Origin of the sequence: Undibacterium sp. JH2W (genome assembly GCF_049340425.1) — a bacterium.
Lineage (GTDB): Bacteria > Pseudomonadota > Gammaproteobacteria > Burkholderiales > Burkholderiaceae_D > Undibacterium.
The window spans coordinates 22,546-41,545 of record NZ_JBMPOT010000020.1; the positions used below are offsets into that span (position 1 = coordinate 22,546).

14 protein-coding genes are annotated in these 19,000 nt (G+C 51.9%); 8 read left to right on the forward strand and 6 right to left on the reverse strand.

The window, feature by feature from the left end; all coding sequences use genetic code 11:
• Position 1: 1 nt before the first annotated feature.
• From ACO0LC_RS24305 to ACO0LC_RS24320, 4 genes are all read right to left on the reverse strand, one after another.
• Complete coding sequence (locus ACO0LC_RS24305) at positions 2-1,165, reverse strand: BMP family ABC transporter substrate-binding protein (RefSeq protein ID WP_423008013.1); 1,164 nt, start codon at positions 1,163-1,165, stop codon at positions 2-4.
• Between the two features lie 68 nt (positions 1,166-1,233).
• Positions 1,234-2,154, reverse strand: coding sequence for an ABC transporter permease (locus ACO0LC_RS24310; RefSeq protein ID WP_423008015.1), 921 nt, complete (start codon positions 2,152-2,154; stop codon positions 1,234-1,236).
• Positions 2,155-2,160: 6 nt separating this feature from the next.
• Complete coding sequence (locus ACO0LC_RS24315) at positions 2,161-3,252, reverse strand: ABC transporter permease (protein WP_423008017.1); 1,092 nt, start codon at positions 3,250-3,252, stop codon at positions 2,161-2,163.
• Positions 3,221-4,831, reverse strand: a complete 1,611-nt coding sequence (locus tag ACO0LC_RS24320) for an ABC transporter ATP-binding protein (protein WP_423008019.1) — start codon at positions 4,829-4,831, stop codon at positions 3,221-3,223. Before ACO0LC_RS24320 ends, ACO0LC_RS24315 begins: the two co-directional genes overlap by 32 nt.
• Before the next feature lie 375 nt (positions 4,832-5,206).
• Here ACO0LC_RS24320 and ACO0LC_RS24325 point away from each other — a divergent pair, with 375 nt between their 5' ends.
• From ACO0LC_RS24325 to ACO0LC_RS24345, 5 genes are all read left to right on the forward strand, one after another.
• Positions 5,207-6,034 carry an AraC family transcriptional regulator gene (locus ACO0LC_RS24325; protein WP_423008021.1) on the forward strand — a complete coding sequence of 276 codons (828 nt, stop codon included), beginning with the start codon at positions 5,207-5,209 and terminating at the stop codon, positions 6,032-6,034.
• Between the two features lie 612 nt (positions 6,035-6,646).
• Positions 6,647-7,384: an AzlC family ABC transporter permease gene (locus tag ACO0LC_RS24330; RefSeq protein WP_423008023.1), complete on the forward strand. Its 738-nt coding sequence runs from the start codon at positions 6,647-6,649 to the stop codon at positions 7,382-7,384.
• Positions 7,381-7,701 (forward strand): AzlD domain-containing protein, encoded by a 321-nt coding sequence (locus ACO0LC_RS24335; protein ID WP_423008025.1) that lies wholly within the window; start codon positions 7,381-7,383, stop codon positions 7,699-7,701. The genes ACO0LC_RS24330 and ACO0LC_RS24335 overlap by 4 nt, the downstream gene beginning before the upstream one ends.
• A 39-nt stretch (positions 7,702-7,740) precedes the next feature.
• Positions 7,741-8,919 carry a serine hydrolase domain-containing protein gene (locus ACO0LC_RS24340; RefSeq protein WP_423008027.1) on the forward strand — a complete coding sequence of 393 codons (1,179 nt, stop codon included), beginning with the start codon at positions 7,741-7,743 and terminating at the stop codon, positions 8,917-8,919.
• A 15-nt stretch (positions 8,920-8,934) separates the two neighbouring features.
• Positions 8,935-10,350 (forward strand): metallophosphoesterase family protein, encoded by a 1,416-nt coding sequence (locus tag ACO0LC_RS24345; protein WP_423008030.1) that lies wholly within the window; start codon positions 8,935-8,937, stop codon positions 10,348-10,350.
• Between the two features lie 58 nt (positions 10,351-10,408).
• On the opposite strand, the gene ACO0LC_RS24350 is transcribed toward ACO0LC_RS24345, so the two are convergent.
• Positions 10,409-12,634, reverse strand: a complete 2,226-nt coding sequence (locus tag ACO0LC_RS24350) for an ATP-binding protein (RefSeq protein WP_423008032.1) — start codon at positions 12,632-12,634, stop codon at positions 10,409-10,411.
• Between the two features lie 50 nt (positions 12,635-12,684).
• Complete coding sequence (locus ACO0LC_RS24355) at positions 12,685-14,391, reverse strand: ABC transporter substrate-binding protein (RefSeq protein ID WP_423008168.1); 1,707 nt, start codon at positions 14,389-14,391, stop codon at positions 12,685-12,687.
• A 457-nt stretch (positions 14,392-14,848) separates the two neighbouring features.
• Between ACO0LC_RS24355 and ACO0LC_RS24360 the strand changes: the two genes are divergently transcribed.
• The 3 genes from ACO0LC_RS24360 to ACO0LC_RS24370 all read left to right on the forward strand — a co-directional run bounded on the left by ACO0LC_RS24360 (position 14,849) and on the right by ACO0LC_RS24370 (position 18,980).
• The gene (locus ACO0LC_RS24360) at positions 14,849-17,029 is read left to right on the forward strand and encodes a TonB-dependent receptor (protein WP_423008034.1); all 2,181 of its coding nucleotides are present in this window, start codon (positions 14,849-14,851) and stop codon (positions 17,027-17,029) included.
• Positions 17,030-17,359: 330 nt separating this feature from the next.
• Entirely contained in the window at positions 17,360-18,553 is a 1,194-nt protein-coding gene (locus tag ACO0LC_RS24365; protein ID WP_423008036.1) for a hypothetical protein, read from the forward strand.
• Positions 18,554-18,566: 13 nt separating this feature from the next.
• Positions 18,567-18,980, forward strand: coding sequence for a hypothetical protein (locus tag ACO0LC_RS24370; protein WP_423008038.1), 414 nt, complete (start codon positions 18,567-18,569; stop codon positions 18,978-18,980).
• Positions 18,981-19,000: the final 20 nt, after the last annotated feature.

A 19,000-nucleotide genomic window follows, 5' to 3' on the forward strand; every position in this document is an offset into this window, starting at 1 on the left:
ATCAACCCGGCACTTTCCCCTCCACACCCTCCACATAAAACTTGATGTCATGCAAGAACTTGTCATCTGCCACCGCATCTTTGCCCAGCACTTCCTTGCCGGTATTGTCCTTGATAGGACCTTTCCAGATCGGGCCTGTGCCGTCGATGACGCCCTGGCGTTTGTCGGCGATGAGTTTTTTGACTTCGTCTGACAGGCTGGCGTTGAAGGCTTTCAGGTCTATCATGTTTTCTTTCAGGCCCCACCAGGTGGTGTCTGATTTCCATGTTTTGTTGAGCACTTCATCGACGCGCTTGGTGTAGTACACGCCCCAGTCTATAACCGATGCCGCCAGGTGGGCTTTAGCGCCGAACTTGCTCATATCGCTGTCCCAGCCAAAAGCGTAGACACCTTTTTCTTCCGCGGTTTGCACGACCGCGGCTGAGTCGGTATTTTGCATGAGCACATCGACACCCTGGCCTATCAGGGTAGTGGCGGCTTCGCGCTCCTTGCCTGGGTCAAACCATTTATTGACCCAGACTACCCTGGTGGTGGCCTTGGGGTTAATTGAGCGGGCACCGAGGGTGAAGGAATTGATATTGCGCAGCACTTCAGGGATAGGGATGGAGGCAACCACACCCAGCTTGCCAGTCTTGCTCAACTTGCCTGCAGCTACACCAGCGAGATAAGCACCTTCATACGTGCGCACATCATATTGCGCCAGGTTGTCGGCAGTTTTGTAGCCAGTCGCATGTTCAAACTTCACATCCGGGAAATCCTTGGCGACTTTCAGCATGGCTTCCATATAGCCAAAGGTGGTGCCAAAGATGACCTTGTTACCTTGATTGGCGAGGTCGCGGATCACGCGCTCTGCATCTGCTGCGCTTTCTGGCACGTTCTCGACAAAAGTGGTTTTGACCTTGTCGCCAAACTTGGCTTCCACTGCCTTGCGGCCAGCATCATGGGCATAAGTCCAGCCTGCATCACCCACCGGGCCTACATAGATGAAGCCGACTTTCAAAGGCTCGGCTGCTGCTGCCGCTGGTCCTGCAGCGCTGCTGGCTGGCGCAGGCGCTGCTGCACTGGCGCTGGCGGATTTGCTTTCTTCTTTCTGGCCACAACCAGCAAGACCGACAATAGCCAGGGACAGCGCGGCTGCCAGGGTTTTTCTGCGAGTGATTTTCATGGATAGCTTCCTTGGTTTGATTTTCAGTGTTAATCAAAAAACGCACAGCAAATTACATAGATATCTGATTACGCAGACCCTGGGCGGAAAGGCTTACCCAGGGAGGCAGGCATGTTCAGGCGTATCCAGTCAGGATTACGCGAGATCAGTACCAGCACGATAATCGTTGCCAGATAGGGCAGCATGGATAAAATTTCCGATGGGATAGCAATGCCTATCGCCTGGAAATGAAACTGCAAAATCGTCACGCTGCCAAACAGTAAAGCACCCAGCAAGACCCGTGCCGGACGCCAGGTGGCGAACGTCGTCAATGCCAGGGCGATCCAGCCGCGCCCTGCGACCAGACCCTCTACCCACATCGGTGTATAGACAACAGACAGATAAGCGCCAGCGATACCGCAACAGGCACCGCTGAACAGCAAGGCCAGATAACGTATCTTACGCACCGGGTAACCCAGCGCATGCGCAGATTCCGGTGATTCACCCACGGCCCGCAATACCAGGCCAGCGCGGCTACGGTACAGGAACCAGATAATGCCGCCGCATAGTAAAAGACCAAAATACACCGCCAGATGCTGGTCAAACAAGGCTTTGCCAAGGAAAGGGATATCCGATAAAAACGGTATGCCATGCGGCCCCGCAGGCAGGGACTGCCCAACGAAAGACTGCCCTATGAAGGCCGACAGGCCAGCACCAAAGATAGAGAGTGCCAGGCCAGTTGCCACCTGGTTGGTCACCAGCACCAGTGCCAGCCAGGCAAACAGCGTGGCCATCAACATGCCAGCAACGGCGCCTGCGACAAAACCCAGCCAGGGCATATGGGTCTGGTGGGCCACGGCAAAACCGGTGATGGCAGCCACCAGCATCATGCCCTCGGCACCAAGATTGAGCACGCCTGCACGTTCATTGATCAACAGGCCCAGGGCTGCGATCAGTAGTGGTGTACCGGAATTGATGGAGGCGGCGATAAGTGCAGCAAAATTTTCCATGTTCGCTTATTTCTGCCAACGCAGGCGGTAATTGATCAGGGTGTCGCAAGCCAGCAGCAAAAACAGCAGCATGCCCTGGAACAGGCCAGTGATGGCAGAAGGCAGGCCCAGGCGCGATTGCGCCATCTCACCACCGAGATAAAACAGCGACAGCACCAGACCACCAAAGATAGTGCCTATGGGATTCAAGCGACCTATGAAGGCCACGATAATGGCAGCAAAACCATAACCCGGCGAGATGGAAGGCAAGACCTGACCTATGGGTCCGGCCACTTCAAAAGCACCCGCCATGCCAGCGAAACCACCGGAGATCAGCAAGGAGGTCCACAAGGCACGGCGGCTGGAGAAACCTGCATAACGCGCTGCCAGCGGTGCCAGCCCACCGACAGTCAAGCGGTAACCAGCAAAGCTGCGATACACAAACACTGTCATCAAGCCACTGGCGACCAGCATGACGATAAAGCCTATATGCAGGCGGCTGCCCGAGAATAGATGTGGTAACAGGTAATCACTGGAAAACACCTTGGACTGCGGAAAGTTCATGCCATGCGGGTCTTTCAACGGGCCGTTGACGGCATACATCAGCAGCAATTGCGCGATATAAGTCAGCATCAGCGATACCAAAATCTCATTGGCATTGAAGCGGTCACGCAGCAAGGCAGTGATGGACGCCCACAAAGCACCACCAAGTACACCCGCGCAAGTTGCCAGCAGCAAGACCATGCCACCCGACAAACCTGGCGTGCCAGTATCAAAAAATAATATGGTGCTGCCAGCGGCCAGGCCACCGGCGATCAACTGCCCCTCGGCACCTATGTTCCAGACATTGGCGCGGTAACAGACCGACAGCCCCAGTGCGCACAAGACCAGCGGCGTGGTCTTCAGCAATAGTTCGGCGATGGCTGCCTTGTTGCGTATAGGTTCTATTAAAAATACCTGCAGGCCAGTCCAGGGGTTTTTGCCCAGTGCCATGAATAACAGGGCACCGAAAAAGATGGTCAACAACAAGGCCAGCACAGGAGAAAAGTACGCCATGCTGCGCGAGCTGGCGGCACGCAATTCCAGCTTAAGCATGCTCGCCCCGCTCATTTTGCGCATTTCTTTTCTTGCGGCTGCCACCAGCTTTACCCAGGGACACGGTTTCTGCCGTTGTCCATTCTTCCCACAAACCACTCATCCACAATCCTATCTTTTCCCTGGTCGCGCTCGCAGTTGCTATCGAAGGCGACAAACGGCCCTTGGCAATGACATGCATGCGGTCACATAATTCAAACAATTCATCGAGTTCTTCCGAGATCACCAATACTGCGCAACCAGCCTGCTTGAGCTTGCGTATCTCATCATGGATTTGTGCTGCCGCACCCACATCGACCCCCCAGGTGGGTTGGGCGACGATGAAGACATCTGGCCGGCGCGTGATTTCACGGCCAACAATAAACTTTTGCAGATTGCCACCTGACAGGCTGCGCGCCAGTGACTCAGGCCCGCCCGCCTTGACGCGGAAGCGGGCGATGATGTCTGCCGCCGCCTGTATCGTATGGCGAAAACTGATCATGCCCTTGTTGACGAAGGGTTCATGCTGGTGCGACAACAGCATATTGGCAGTCAGGCTCATCTCGGGGACAGCCCCCCGGCCCAGGCGCTCTTCCGGCACCAGGCTCTGGCCCAGCTTGCGCCTGCTCTCAGGGCCGCGATTGCCAACGGGCTTGCCTTTGAGCTCTATCATTTGTGGCGCGGCGCGCCTGTCTTCGCCTGACAATGCAGCCAGCAATTCTTGCTGGCCATTGCCAGATACACCGGCGATGCCGACGATTTCACCACCAAACAATTCCAGCTGTATGTCTTCCAGGGCCGTGGCAAAGGCATGTGCCTTCGGAAGGCTCAACTGGCTGATCAGCAAGCGAGATTCGCCCAGGGTCACGGGCTCAGTATGTGCCGATGGCGGTAAATCCTCGCCTATCATCATGCGCGACAGGCTGGCAGCAGTTTCCTGTGCCGGGTCGCAATGCCCGGTGACCTTGCCCGCACGCATGACGGTGGCGCTATGACATAGCTCACGGATTTCATCAAGCTTGTGGCTGATATACAGGATGCTGCAACCCTCAGCGGCAATCTTGCGCAGGGTGACAAACAGTTTTTGTACGGCTTGCGGCGTCAATACTGAAGTTGGTTCATCAAGTATCAGCAATTGTGGCTTGGTCAGCAAGGCACGCACGATTTCCACACGCTGCCTTTCACCGACAGACAAGGTATGCACATGGCGGTGCGGTTCCAGCTCCAGGCCATAGTTTTCGCCAGTCTGGGCGATTTGCTCGGCCAGTTCCAGCATATTCACATGCTGGTCCAGGCCCAGGGCAATATTCTCGGCCACGGTCAGGGTATCGAAGAGAGAAAAATGCTGGAACACCATGGCGATGCCTAGCTTGCGCGCATCCTGCGGTGTCGCCACTCTGACTTCCTGGCCATTCCAGCGTACCGTGCCCGAATCAGGCTTGACGGCACCAAAGATGATTTTCATCAGCGTCGATTTGCCCGCACCATTCTCACCCAGCACGGCATGAATTTCACCCGGGGCCACTTGCAGCCTGACGCCATCATTGGCGATGACCGCCGGATAGCGTTTACAAATGTCGCTCAGTTCCAGCCTGGGCAATATGGGTGAAGCAGCAGAAGTCACTTTGACCTTTCCATCCGGTGTTTGATCTTTTAGAGTAGAGAGTAAGTCCCTGACTGCACATCACGCTGGCGACATGCTGGACATTTGCCCATCATTATAAGTGGCAGCTCTGCGCAAATTCAAAATCTATTTATCATTTGGCACAAGATGGAATTTGTTTGCCTGATATCAAATTGGAAGAAATCATTTAAATTTTTCATGTGACTGTTTTGCGTTGTTTTCCAGCATCAGAAAAAAAACCGCTTACGAGACTGCATACAAAATTCTGTGGATGAATTGTTTTCAGGCAAATGTATGGTGGTGCTGAATGTAGGATTAACTGACTAAGTATAGAATAGCCCTTAATAATCAAACCTTTACAGCATCTTTTTGTGTATGGAAAAACCAGCCACCTTCCGCGACGACGCCCGTTTCTGGCGCAGCCCGCTGCTGCCGGATGCTGAGTTGCTGACGGCGGAATACTTCGCGCAAGAGTTTGCTCCGCACTGGCATGAAGGCTTTTCCATCCCCGTCATACAGTCAGGCGCGCAGACCTACCGTTATCGCGGCAGCCGTTGCCTGGCTTCTGTTGGCTGCATCGCTGCCATCAACCCCGGTGAAGTGCATACCGGCGAGAGAGCAACTGAGCATGGCTGGGCTTACCGCGCCTTTTACCCCTCGGTTGAGTGGATGCAACAACTCGCCAACGACATGGCAGGCAGCACAGTCGGTGTCCCGTGGTTGCCGGATGGCGTAATTGAGGATGCCGAAGTATCCGCTCAACTGGCCTTTGCGCATCGCCTGCTGGAAGCCGGTAGTGATCCACTTGCCGCCGAAAACGCCCTGACCGCAGGCTTTGCCCTGATGCTGTCGCGCTACGCCCGCACCCGGCCCACTGTACAAGCCATCTTGCCAGACACTGTCAGGGTGGAAATGATGAAATCCCGGCTGAGTGAAGATCTCAGCATAGCAATCAGCCTGACCGAACTGGCGCAAGAGGTAGGCCTGTCAAGTTTCTACGCCGCCCGTCTGTTTTCCCGCATGACTGGCATGCCACCACATGCATGGCGTAACCAACTGAGACTGAACCGCGCCCAGAGTTTGTTGCGGCAGAATCTGACTGTGACTGAGATTGCGACCATGACAGGGTTTGCGGATCAGAGTCATTTCACGCGGCATTTTAAACGGGCGTTTGGAGTGGCGCCTGGGAGATGGCGGGTTTGAGTGGATTTTGGCGGTTTGATCAGTCGTGTATTAAGTAAAGCAATTAGCGGTCATATTGACGTTGGGGTTATTGTTGACCTTTGCTTTTGACTTTCGCAGTTCCCATGTGTCGGCGCCGTTTGTGCAGTACAGAAAATGGAAAAAGAAGAGCCGTTGTCTGAGCTGCAGGCGAGTTTCGGATATTCCCATTTTTTGTACTGCACAAACGGGCACCCCCTTCAGGGGGCGACGATGCCTGGGGCGCCTTCTTTTGCTTCCTTTTCTTGGCGAAAGCAAGAAAAGGGAGTAGCTGCCGGGCTACCCCCGGCCTGCAATCGTGAATGACTGATAAAAGTCATTCAAAAATAGATGCGTAAAACATCACGAATCTGAATTAATGTAGTTCACGATATGCCGCGAACGCCGCTGGAGCGCCAGCCCGGTGGATTCCAGCCAAAAGCACGCTGGAATGACGTTTTTGAGATTGCTGCTGGATAATTGTGAATCTAGCTTCGTTTTAGATAGTCGAAAGCTTATTTCAAATAACGCCCCCAAACCGCAAGAACGTACAAGCCCCATCCCCAATTAACAGGCAAGATCCCATTCAATCGCAATGCAATATGGAATCACCCCATGCCCCCCTCCACAAGAATGAAGCACTTCACCACTGGTATCCGCGACACCGTCCCCATGCTGGTCGGTGCAGCCCCTTTCGGCATGATCTTTGGCACCCTGGTTGCTACCGCACAAATGCAAGCCTGGCAGGGGCAGATGATGTCGCTGGCGGTGTTTGCCGGCTCCAGCCAGTTCATTGCTACTGGTCTGATGGCCAGCCACACTGGCATGCTGGTGATCTGGCTGGCGACTTTTATCGTTAATTTGCGGCACATGCTGTATGCGGCAGCCCTCATGCCACACGTAAGGCATCTGCCCCGGCGCTGGCGCTGGGGGCTGGGCTTCTTGTTGACGGATGAAACTTTTGCCGTGGTTGACGGCTATTACCGCCAGCATCCGCAAGATGCCCTGGGGCACTGGTATTTCCTGGGGTCGGGCTTGTCCATGTATGCCAATTGGCAAGTCTGGACGCTGATAGGTCTGATGTTTGGAGCAATATTCCCGCAATTGCAGACCCTGGGCCTGGACTTTGCCATGGTGGCAACTTTTATTGCGATAGTCGTGCCGCAATTGTTCAAGCGCCCGCATTTGCTGGCCGCCATCGCCGCTGGCAGCACCGCCTATGCCTTGCAACACCTGCCCTATAAGCTGGGTTTGTTGGTAGCGATTGCCTTGGGGGTGGCGACTGGTATGCTGGCATCGCGCTTCACCAGACAAGATAATAAGGAAAAACAAATCACCGCGGAGCAGGCATGAATATCACTTTGACCATCCTTGGCATGGCTGTCATCACCTTTCTGGTGAAAGCCCTGATCTTCATACTCGGTGACCGCGTGGCATTTTCCGGTAACCTCAAAAAGGCATTGGAGTTTGTGCCTGTGACGGTGCTGACTGCCATCATCGTCCCCATGATCTTGTCGCCGCATGGCAAGGAGCTGGAATTGAGCTGGCGCAATCCGCAACTGGTGGCGGCAACTGTGGCAGCCTTGCTGTGTGTAGTTACAAAACATCAACTGGCAACCATCATCGCTGGATTAACAGTCTTCTTTAGCTGGCAGTATATGTTGAGTTGAGGGTAGGATATATGCTTTGTCGCTTTCAGCATTTAGCAAATGACTTACGATTTCAACGCAGTTAACGCAGCAATGCAAAAATATGTGGACAGGCAAATCCTGTCCGGTGTCTCGACTGCGGTGCTGGTCGGGCGTGAACTGGTGCACCAGCACTGCACAGGTTGGGCCGACCGCGAGAGCCAGACGGCTATGCGCGATGATCATCTGTTTCGCGTGTTTTCCAATACCAAGCTGATCACTTCGGTGGCAGTCTTGTTGTTGATGGAAGATGGCAAACTCGAATTAGACCAGCCAGCAGAAGAATTCCTGCCCCAGCTCGCACACTTGCAGGTACTCAAACCCGGTGCGACCCGTATTGACGATACCGAACCGGCACGCAGCAAGATCACGATCAGGCATTTGCTTTGCCATACCGCCGGTCTCAGTTATGGTCTGCTGGATCATGGCACGGTCATGTACAAGGCCTACAATGAAAAGCGAGTCATGAATGCCTTCACTACCCTGGCAGAGATGATGGATGTGCTGGCAGAATTGCCACTGAGTTTTCATCCTGGTGAAGCCTGGGAATATTCGATAGCCACCGATGTACTGGCACGCCTGGTCGAAGTGGTCAGTGGCATGAGCTTTGACCGCTTCCTGCAATTGCGCATACTCAATCCCCTGGCCATGCATGACACGAGCTTTGTCGTGCCTGAACATAAACTGGACAGGCTGGCTTCTTACTATGCCGGTACTGACCCGCAAAATATCCTGCAGCGTGGCTTGCGCAAACTCGACAAATCACCTTACCCCGGCGCTTTCGTGACGCCAGTGGCACGCCTGTCCGGCGGTGGTGGCCTGGTATCGAGCATGCAGGATATGCTGGCACTGATGCGCAGCTTCATGCCTGAAGGCGACACCTTGCTGAGGCCAGAAACAATCCGCTTGATGATGCAAAACCATTTACCCGTTGGTACAGGCATAGCTTTTCCTGGCGTGGGTGATGTACCCGGCAAGGGCTTTGGCCTGGGTGGTGCGGTAACGCTTAAGCCTTCATCCATAGATCCGCCAGCATCGCTAGGCGAGTTTGAATGGGGCGGTATTGCTGGTACACACTGGTGGATATCACCACGTCACAATATCGCCGGGATATTGATGACACAAAGATTAATGAGTTTCTGGCATCCGTTTTCTTTTGATTTCAAGCGGCTGGCCTATGAAGCTTTGGGATTGAAGTAAATACAGGGGAAAAACATGGGATTCAACAAGATGCCCGGGCTGCAAAGGCTCACAGTGCTGACCATCAGCAGTTTGCTGGCGGCCTGTAGCAGCCTGACTACACAACACGATGCAAAAATACAGGCTGCCTGGGTAGTGCTAGGCGAAAATGGCCAGGCCATAGCCCGTGCTGTCACGACAGACAATATCTGTCCTTCCCTGGTGCAGGATGGCAACATGGTGGCGATGAACCATAGGGCTGGAGCAAGCACCCTGCCTTTGCGCAAGACAGCTAGCAAGCAGGAAGACAGCAAGCCTTCCGCTTTCCCTGTGCTGACTTGTGAAGCACCCTTGCTGCCTGCTACCAAAACAGCCAGTGTCGGCGGACGGGATTTACCTATCCCCAAACCTATCGCGCAAAAAATCATTGTCATTGGCGATACCGGTTGCCGTCTTAAAGTGGGTGACAATTACTTCCAGTCTTGTAATGACAGCGAGAAATGGGCTTTTCGCGAAATGGTGGAAACCGCAGCACGCTTCAAACCTGACCTGGTCGTGCATGTCGGTGATTATCACTACCGCGAAAATGCCTGCCCTGAAGGGAATAAGGAATGTGCAGGCAGCCCCTGGGGTTATGGCTGGGATACCTGGCAGGCAGATTTTTTCACACCCGCACAGGCTTTGCTCAAGGCGGCACCCTGGGTAGTCGTGCGCGGTAATCATGAAACCTGTGTACGCGCAGGCCAGGGCTGGTGGCGTCTGATGGACCCGCGTCCTTTGAAGAGAGGGCGTGACTGTGTAGATGAAGAAAATGACATTCGTGGCGACTATAGCGACCCTTATGCCGTGCCGCTGGGGCGCATAGGTAGCGAGCAGGCGCAACTGATCATTTTCGACTCTGCCAAAGTACCTATCAAGCCATTGGCAAAAACTGATGTGGCTTACCAGTCCTATATGGAGCAGTTCAAGACCGTCAACACGCTGGCAGAAAATGCAGATTTCAATATCTTCATAGACCACCATCCTGTGCTGGCCTTTGCTGCCGAACGTAAGAAAGACGGCCCGCTGAATATCTTCCCTGGCAATCTTGCCATGCAAGACATTATGCAAACCTTGAACACCACGCGTCTGTTCCCCTCTAAAGTACAGGCGACCTTGTCCGGCCATGTGCATTTGTTTGAAGCCCTGACTTTCAGTACAGATCATCCAGTGCAATTTGTCTCCGGCAATGGTGGCTCTTCCCTTGATACGCCACTACCTGTGCCGCTGGCAGCGAATTCCACGCCGTATACTGAGGCGAAGCTGGATTACTTCAGCAACTCCAATGAAGTTGGTTTCATGACCATGGAGCGTGAGCAGCAAAGCTGGAAAGTCCAGGCCTGGAACAAGCAGGGCAAGCTCATCACTGAATGCCGCATGCAGGGCAAGAAAACGGAGTGTAGCAACAAATAAATAAAGCTGGAGTATCCACTTTACGCTATACCGCCACAGTCCCTGCCTTCTTTCAGGACTAAGACTGTGGCCTGATTTTTTCCTCTGTATCTGGTGCGCTTAAAGGCACGATGACAGTGAAGCAGCAGCCCTGGCCGGTGTCGCTTTGCACCTGTATTTTTCCACCCAGTATTTTGGTCACCAGGTTATAGACGATATTCATGCCCAGGCCAGAACCACCCTGGCCGAATTTGGTCGTGAAGAATGGGTCAAAGACTTTTGACAGATGTTCATTGGCGATGCCAGCGCCATCATCCATGAATTCCAGCTTGACATGATGCTGGTCTATCAATGTGGTGCTCAGTTGCATGACACCTGTAACTCGGCCATCAAAACCATGCTTGATGGAATTGGTCAAAAAATTCCCTATGATTTGCCCAAAGGCCCCAGGGAAACTATCCATCTGGATACCTGCCTGTAGCCGGGTTTGCATTTCAAAGCCGGTCTTGGCATACAGGGATGAGTTGGTCAGCAAGATTTCTTCGATCACCTGGCTTAACTCAAATTGCCTGCGCATATCGCTGGACTGATCGACTGCTACGTGCTTGAAGCTGCGTATCAATTCAGAAGCGCGCTGCAAGGAGCGTAGCAAAACCTCAGAACCAAAAATGCTGCTCTCAAGAAAGGCATTGAAGACACTGCGCTTGATCGTCCCTTGTTGCAATTCGCCTTGCAGTGTCCTGGCCTGGTCCTGCAAGGTGCTGGCAACTGTGACACTATTGCCTATGGGCGTATTGAGCTCATGTGCGACGCCAGCCACCAGTGAACCCAGCGAGGCCAGTTTCTCTTGCCGTATTAATTCTCCTTGCATGAGTTGCAGGGAATTGAGGGCTTCTGCCAGCTCTGCATTCGAGCGCTCCAGGTTTTCCGTGCGCCTGGCAACCCGGTCTTCGAGCGAGGCATTCAGGTTCAGTAAGTCCTGTTCTGCTGCGAGCTGGCGTGTCACGTCCTGAGGGGTGATGATAAAGCGCTCTTCACCATCAGACATATAGGTGCGTGAGGACAGCAGGCAGACCCTGATGCTGCCATCGGCATGCCTGAACCTGGCCTGGAAATGATCTACCTGAGGCTCAGTACGCAAGAGCGCGATAAACTTGCGCATCTCCTCTTTATCTACCCAAAAATATTTCTGGTATTCTTCACCGGCACCGACGATGTCATCGTGACGGTAGCCAAATAATCTTATCCAGGCATCATTGACAGCATCAATTTTCCTGGTGTGCAGATTGACCAGAGAAATAGCCAGTGGTGAGCGTTCAAAAATTTCAGAGAATTTATATTCGGCGTTCCTGAGCGTGGCTTCCGACAACCGCAATTTATGAAATTGCCGGGCCAGTATGGCCATGACACAGAGCAGTAGTAACACGACCACGGTGGTGAACATGATCCTGGTTTGCAGGCGCTGATACCAGGGAGCCAATATGCTTTCTATATCACGTCCATACACCACGCTGAGCGGGAAACCGTTGACTTTGCGATAGGCATACAGGCGTTCAAATTCATCGTCCAGCCAATCCGGGTCTGTGAAGCTGCCTTCCTTATCTTCGCTGGACAGCCTGTTTGTCGCGGGCTCCTTGCTGATATCGCGGTTCACATAGCGTGCTTCAAAAGGAGAGCGAACGATGACAAAACCTGCATTGGCGATCAGGGCCAGCATGGCATTATTTTCTTTTGCCACATTCGCATACAGCTCGGCAAAATAGGCAATGCGCAGATCCGTGCTGATCATCGCCACCTGCCTGCCCCGTTTGTCAAACACATTGCGTGCAATCGGCAACACCAGCTGGCTATCGTAGCGGCTTTCATAAGGGCTGCCGATGACGACTTCTTTATGCTCGGGATGCTGCATGAGGAAATGGATGTCATCCCTGTCCGCGACTGCCATCTGATGCGATGGAAAATCAGGGGAACTGACCCAGCTATTACCATCCAGATCGATATAGCGCAGAGCCTTGATATAACGGTAATCCTGGGCATCATAATTATCGAGGAAGTGCTGGACATCGACGCCGACATCCGTAAAAGAAGCGGCAGCAATGGCCGCAGTATCGAGTTTTTGTACACCGTCCTGCATGGTCTGGGCGACATGCTCCTCGAGCAGACGCACCGCCACATGGGCATTGCTGCGTTCTGCTTCCAGCGTCAACTCCTTGTCTTGCTGAGCACTCCAGTAGGACTGTGCCAGAATGGCCGACACGATCAGTATCGTGACGGTAATCAGGCTCAGATTTTTACGCAGGAACACTGTTTTCCTCTCATTTCTCTATCCATCACCAGTTTGATCCGTAGTGGATATTATTTGACACGACCTTCACGCCAGGCTTGCAATAATTTGTCGTAGGCGATGGTTTCACCCTTGGGTTTTTCAACTGCCATTTTTTTCCAGGGTGCGCCCTTATCGGTGAGATACTTGCTGGTATCCCGCACAGGATTGAGTTTGGGCGGACAATTTCTCATGCCCTTGCTTTGCAGTTCAGCCATGACCTGGTCGATTTGTCCGGCCAGTTTATCGAGTGCGGCTTGTGGGCTGATCTCTCCTTGCACTACGGGGGCGAGATTGCTCCACCATAAACTCGCCAGTCTGGGATAGTCCGGTACATTATTCCCGGTCGGTGTCCACGCAACCCTGGCCGGGCTGCGGTAGAACTCGATCAGGCCGCCATAACGATAGGCATTTTTTGTGAAGTACTCATGACGTATATCGGATTCGCGTATGAAGGTCAGGCCGACGATGGATTTTTTCAGCGAGACGCTTTTTGAGGTGACGAACTGAGCATATAACCAGGCAGCAGCTTTGCGATGTTCTGGCGTTGATTTGAATAAGGTCCAGGAGCCGACGTCCTGGTAACCATTTTGCATGCCGGTTTTCCAGTAAGCACCGTGGGGTGAAGGGGCCATGCGCCATTTTGGGCTGCCGTCAGCATTCATGACTGGCAAGTCTGTCTTGATCATGGATGCCGTGAAAGCGGTGTACCAAAATATTTGCTGGGCAATCTGGCCCTGCGCGGGGACTGGCCCGGCCTCGGTAAAATTCAATTGCCGGGCTTGCGGCGGTGCATATTTATTCAGCCATTCCAGGTATTTGCTGAGTGCATACACAGCCGCCGGTGAATTGGTGGCACCACCCCTGGCAACGCTGGCACCTACCGGCGTGCATTTGTCGCTGGCCACGCGTATGCCCCATTCATCGACTGGCAAACCATTCGGTATGCCGCGGTCTGCCGCACCTGCCATGGATAACCAGGCATCGGTAAACCGCCAGCCCAGGGAGGGATCGCGTTTGCCATAATCCATATGGCCATAAATGGGCTTGCCATTAATGGTTTTCACGTCTTTGCTGAAGAATTCAGCTATGTCTTCATAGGCAGACCAGTTTTGCGGCACGCCCAGTTCATAGCCATACTTTTGCCGGAATTGCTCTTGTAAATCCTTGCGGTCGAACAGGTCCGCACGGAACCAGTAGAGATTGGCAAATTGCTGGTCAGGCAATTGGTAGAGCTTGCCATCGGGCGCAGTAGTAAAACTGGTGCCTATGAAATCCTTGAGGTCCAGGCCGGGATTGGTGAATTCCTTGCCCCTGCCTTTCATGTAATCAGAGAGCGCTTCTATGACACCGTAACGATAATGGGTGCCTATCAAGTCAGAGTCCGAGATCCAGCCATCATAGACGCTCTTATCGGCATAGATGGCTTTTTGCAGACGTTCCACCAGGTCACCTTCCGGCATGGTTTCATGGGCGACCTTGATGCCGGTAATTTCAAAAAAAGCTTTTGCCAGGACGGTGGATTCATAGGCATGAGTATCGATGATTTCAGAAACTACCCTGATTTCGCTGACACCTGCCCGTTTCAGTTTGTCGGCCGCGGCGATGAACCACTGCATTTCTTCGATTTGCTGAGAGGCGGACAAGCTTGATACTTTGAATTCTTCACGCAACCATTTTTCTGCTGCCTGCTGGTCGGCATGCGCAGGTGTCAGGCACAGTAGCAGTACCAGTGTCATGCCAGGTATCCGAATTGCAGCCATTCATACACTCCATATCAAAGCGCAGCAGCTTTACCGCAATGTGTTGCATTTGCAGGTGTTGAAAATTAATATTTTGTATAAATTTTTTATTAATATTTCATTTCTGAGCGGGTACTTGAAACCAGGTGGTGCATCAACTTATGCGCACTTAAACTTATTATAAGTAGTAAATATTTTTTAAGATAATTTTTATATATCTGGCATAGACCAGGACCAAGACGATACAACGCTCCGCCTTGCATAAACTGGAATTTCAAAGCAGTTCAAGATTTTTTACCTTTTTATCCCAGGATATGTTGTCGTGTCATGAAACAGTCATGCTGCTTACACCATCCTGTCATACGGTCTTTCTACACTTGCGGGTTTTCTACCCACCAAGTACATCGGAAGGCAAATGATGACACGCAAGCAAGTTCAATTTTCCATGCATATTATGACAGCGCAAGTTTTACTGGCCCTGGCTTGCATGGCACAACACAATGCCCAGGCACAAACTGCAGCAACTAGCGAAGTTGCACAAGAATCCAGTTCTGCGCTGGATGCTGATGCGATCAAATCGCGCGTGGTCATCACCGGTTCTTCTGTTGGTAACCGGGCACCAGTACAAACTTCATTGAAAGCGACCCAGCCTCAGTCTGTCATCACGGCTACTTTCATAGAACAATCGGTGACGCCGCTGGCGGACTTTAATGCCGTGGCACGCATTGCACCCAGCATAGGTGCGGGTGTTTCTCCAAATGGCCCTGGCCTGGCAGAAACCAAGGTGACACTGCGTGGTTTTCAAGATGGTGAATACAATGTGACTTATGATGGTATTCCTTTCGGTGACACCAATAATCCTACGCATCATTCGACTTCGTATTTCCCTGCCCGCATCATCGGTGGCATGGTCATAGAACGCGGCCCGGGCAATGCCAGCAATCTGGGGCAGGCGACCTTTGGCGGTTCCATCAATCTGTACTCCAAAGAGTTGTCGCATGATTTTCATTTCACGCCCTATGCCACCTTTGGTTCATGGAACACCAGGATGCTGGGCGTGCAACTTGACAGTGGCATCAGTTCCTATTTTGGTGATACCCGCTTCATGTTCAATGGCTCGCGTCTGACCACAGATGGCTATCTGACGTATAGCGGTGTGACAGAAGACAATTACCAATTCAAACTGCAGCGCAGCCTGGGCAAGGATACCACGCTGACAGTGTTTTCCACCTTCAACAAGATCACCAGTTATGTTCCGGACAAAGGTGGTGTGACCTTGAGCCAGGTGGCGCAATTCGGCAAAAACTATGCACTCAATAATGATCCTAAAAGCCAGAATTTCTACGGCTATAACTTCAATAACAAAAACACGGATTTTGATTACATACGCCTGCAGTCAAAACTGGCGGACTGGGCTATCGACAATACCCTCTACACTTACTCCTATACCAATGATACTTACTCTGGCCAGGACGCCAGTGGTGCGACTGTCAATGGTACCAAGTCTGGCGTTACAGGCAATCTGAATGTTCCTGGTTACAACAAGCTCAATGCTTACCGTGTGAATGGCGATATCCTCAAGGCCAGCAATCAACTTGATGCAGGCTTGCTGCGCGTCGGTATCTGGCTGGAAAATGCCAGTACCAATCGCCATACCTATGACCTCGACTGGACCCTGGGCGCAGCCAATCCCAAGGAAGCCACTGCCCCCAAAAATGTTTCGTATGAGCAGGGTTCCAACTGGAGGCAATACCAGCCATTTGTCGAATTTGAATGGGCAGCCATGCCAGACTTGACGATTACCCCAGGCTTGAAATATGTGAGCTTCCAGCGCTCGCTCGATGCCAAAGTCAACCAAACCACACGCATCCCCACCACAGCCGAGCAAACCTATACGACGACCTTGCCTTTCCTGACTGCTAATTACAGTGTCAACAAGGAATTATCTGCCTATGCACAAATCGCCCGTGGTTTCCTGGCGCCTGATTTGTCCATGTTCTATGTCAACACACCCAGCCTGAGTACACCCAAGCCTCAGACATCCACCAATTATCAACTGGGTGTGGTCCATCAATCCAGAGACCTGAGTCTCGATGCTGATGTGTATTACATAGACTTCAATAACAAGATTGCTTCTACTGGTACGGGCAATGATGTGGTGTATTACAACCAGGGCGGCGTTATCTATAAAGGCATAGAAGCTGCTGCCACGTATTACCTGGGCAGCGGTTTTTCCCTGCATGCAAATGCCTCTTTGAATAGTGCCAAGGCAAAAGATACAGGCTTGCAAGTCGCCAAAGCACCAGAATCTACGTCTGCTTTAGGTGTATTGTACAAAGCCAATGGCTTGTATGGCTCATTGATTGCGAAAACCACGGGCCAGCAATATGCCAAGGATGGTGAACCTGCTGCCTACAAAATAGCTGCTTATACGACGACAGATTTGACGGTTGGCTATCGCCTCAAAACAGAAGGCTTGATGCTGAAAAATGTGAGAACGCAGTTTGGTATCAATAATTTGTTTGATAAGCAAGACGTTACTTCCATCGCCCCTAATAGCAAGGGTGTAGCCTTTGATCAATATACGTTTGTACCCGCACGTAGCTGGAGTTTTTCGGTGACAGCGGATTTCTAGACATAATTTACGTGCACAGTTTTGGTGATGGCAGGCCCGGAGGGTCTGCCATTTTTGCTTTTTTATATGGAAATTGTCTGCAATTCGCCACGGAATATGCAAGAAATGGTGAAATGACTTTTTGTAAGTCTGACCATCATCTAACTTGAAAAGACTGCTTGAGATTTCTATTTCTATCAGGCATCGCCTAGGAGACCATCAAAAAATCCATATTTTATTGCTATCTACTGAATTGTTATTGTGTAATTGTTTTGATGATTTCCTTGAGGAAATAGTCTAAATCTGGCTAATAAATAAAACTTACAATGAAGAAACTTTCAAGGAGATAGCATGAAATTGAAGCCTTTTATCACTTTATTGGCGATGACTTCCGCAGTATCAGCCGCCTGGGCTGAAGACACGTCGAATGTCACAGTCAGTGGATTTGGCACTGCTGCATTGACACGCAGTAACACTTCCGACGCAGAATTTGCCCGTCCAAATCAATTGGCAGGTGTCACCAGCGGTGCAAAAACCGGGGTGGATTCCAATCTTGGTTTGCAGGTGACGGCAAAAATGAATGACTGGTTGTCTTTCACTGGCCAGGGTCTGGTGCGTAAAAACGTCACGGACAATTTTGGTGCAGAGCTGGCTTGGGCCTTTGCCAAAGCCAAGGTATCTGAAAACCTCAACATACGCGTGGGTCGCGTCGGCTTGCCGGTGTATATGATTTCTGATTATCGCAATGTAGGCTATGCCAATACCATGTTGCGTCCACCGGTAGAAATGTATACCCAGGTCACGCTGGAAAGCCTGGATGGTGCCGATGTACTTTACCAGACCAATGTGGGTGACACCGCATTCACCGCGCAAGTTGCCTATGGGGTGACTGATTCTGACAATCGTGGTGGCTTTACTGCCAAGTTCAAGAAAGTATCGAGCATCAATATCGTTGCTGAAAATGGGCCTTTCACTCTCCGTTTTGGACGCGTCGATGCCAATGTTACCGTCGACAATTCCACCAACCTGACTAACCTGGTAGCCGGCTTGACGAAGTTTGGTTTTGTCTCAGGCGCGAATGCGATTGCCGTGAATGATACCAAGGCTTCCTTCACTTCTGTCGGCCTGGGTGTGGACTGGAAGAGCATGGTCGTGCAGGCTGAATATGGCAAGCGCAAATCTGCCAGCCTGTCTATCGCTGACAGCACGTCCTGGTACACCATGTTTGGCTACCGCATGGGGGCCTTCCTGCCCTATGTGGTGCATGCTTCGGCCACTCAGGATAGTCCGCGCACTGTGGCTGGCCTGCCAACTGCCGGTCCTTTGTTGCCTTACACCCTGGGTGCAAATTCACTGGCATCCTCCTCACCTATACAAAGCAGCAATAGCATAGGTGTACGTTGGGATTTCCATAAGTCAGCTGCCCTGAAATTGCAACTCGACAGAATGTCACCCGATAATGGCCCAGGCGTCTTCATTAACGCCAAGCCTGGTTTCAAAGGCCCGGTGACGGTGTTTGCAGCAGCTGTTGATTTTGTATTTTGATAGGGGAGGCGTGATGAATAAACTATTGACACATTTATTATTGGCCACCGCTGTCATGACTGGTGTAGGCATGGCAAATGCCGTGGAACTGGTGGTCATCGTCAATGCAGCGAATCCGGCAACTGCCATGACAGCTGCGCAGGCATCTCAGTTTTTCCTGGGTAAATCTCCCATGTTCACGCCTGTGGATTTACCAGAAAGCTCTCCCCTGCGTGCGGAGTTTTACAAAAAGGTGGCCGACAAGGATTTGTCCGAAGTCAAGACTATCTGGTCCAAGCTGGTATTCACCGGCAAGGGTACGGCGCCGAAAGAAATGCACAACAATGCAGAAGTAAAAAAAGCCGTAGCGGCCAATCCTACCGGCATAGGCTATATAGAGCGCTCGGCTGTTGATGCGACTGTCAAAGTAGTAACTGTATTACCTTGAAATTTTCCAGTTTGCATTGC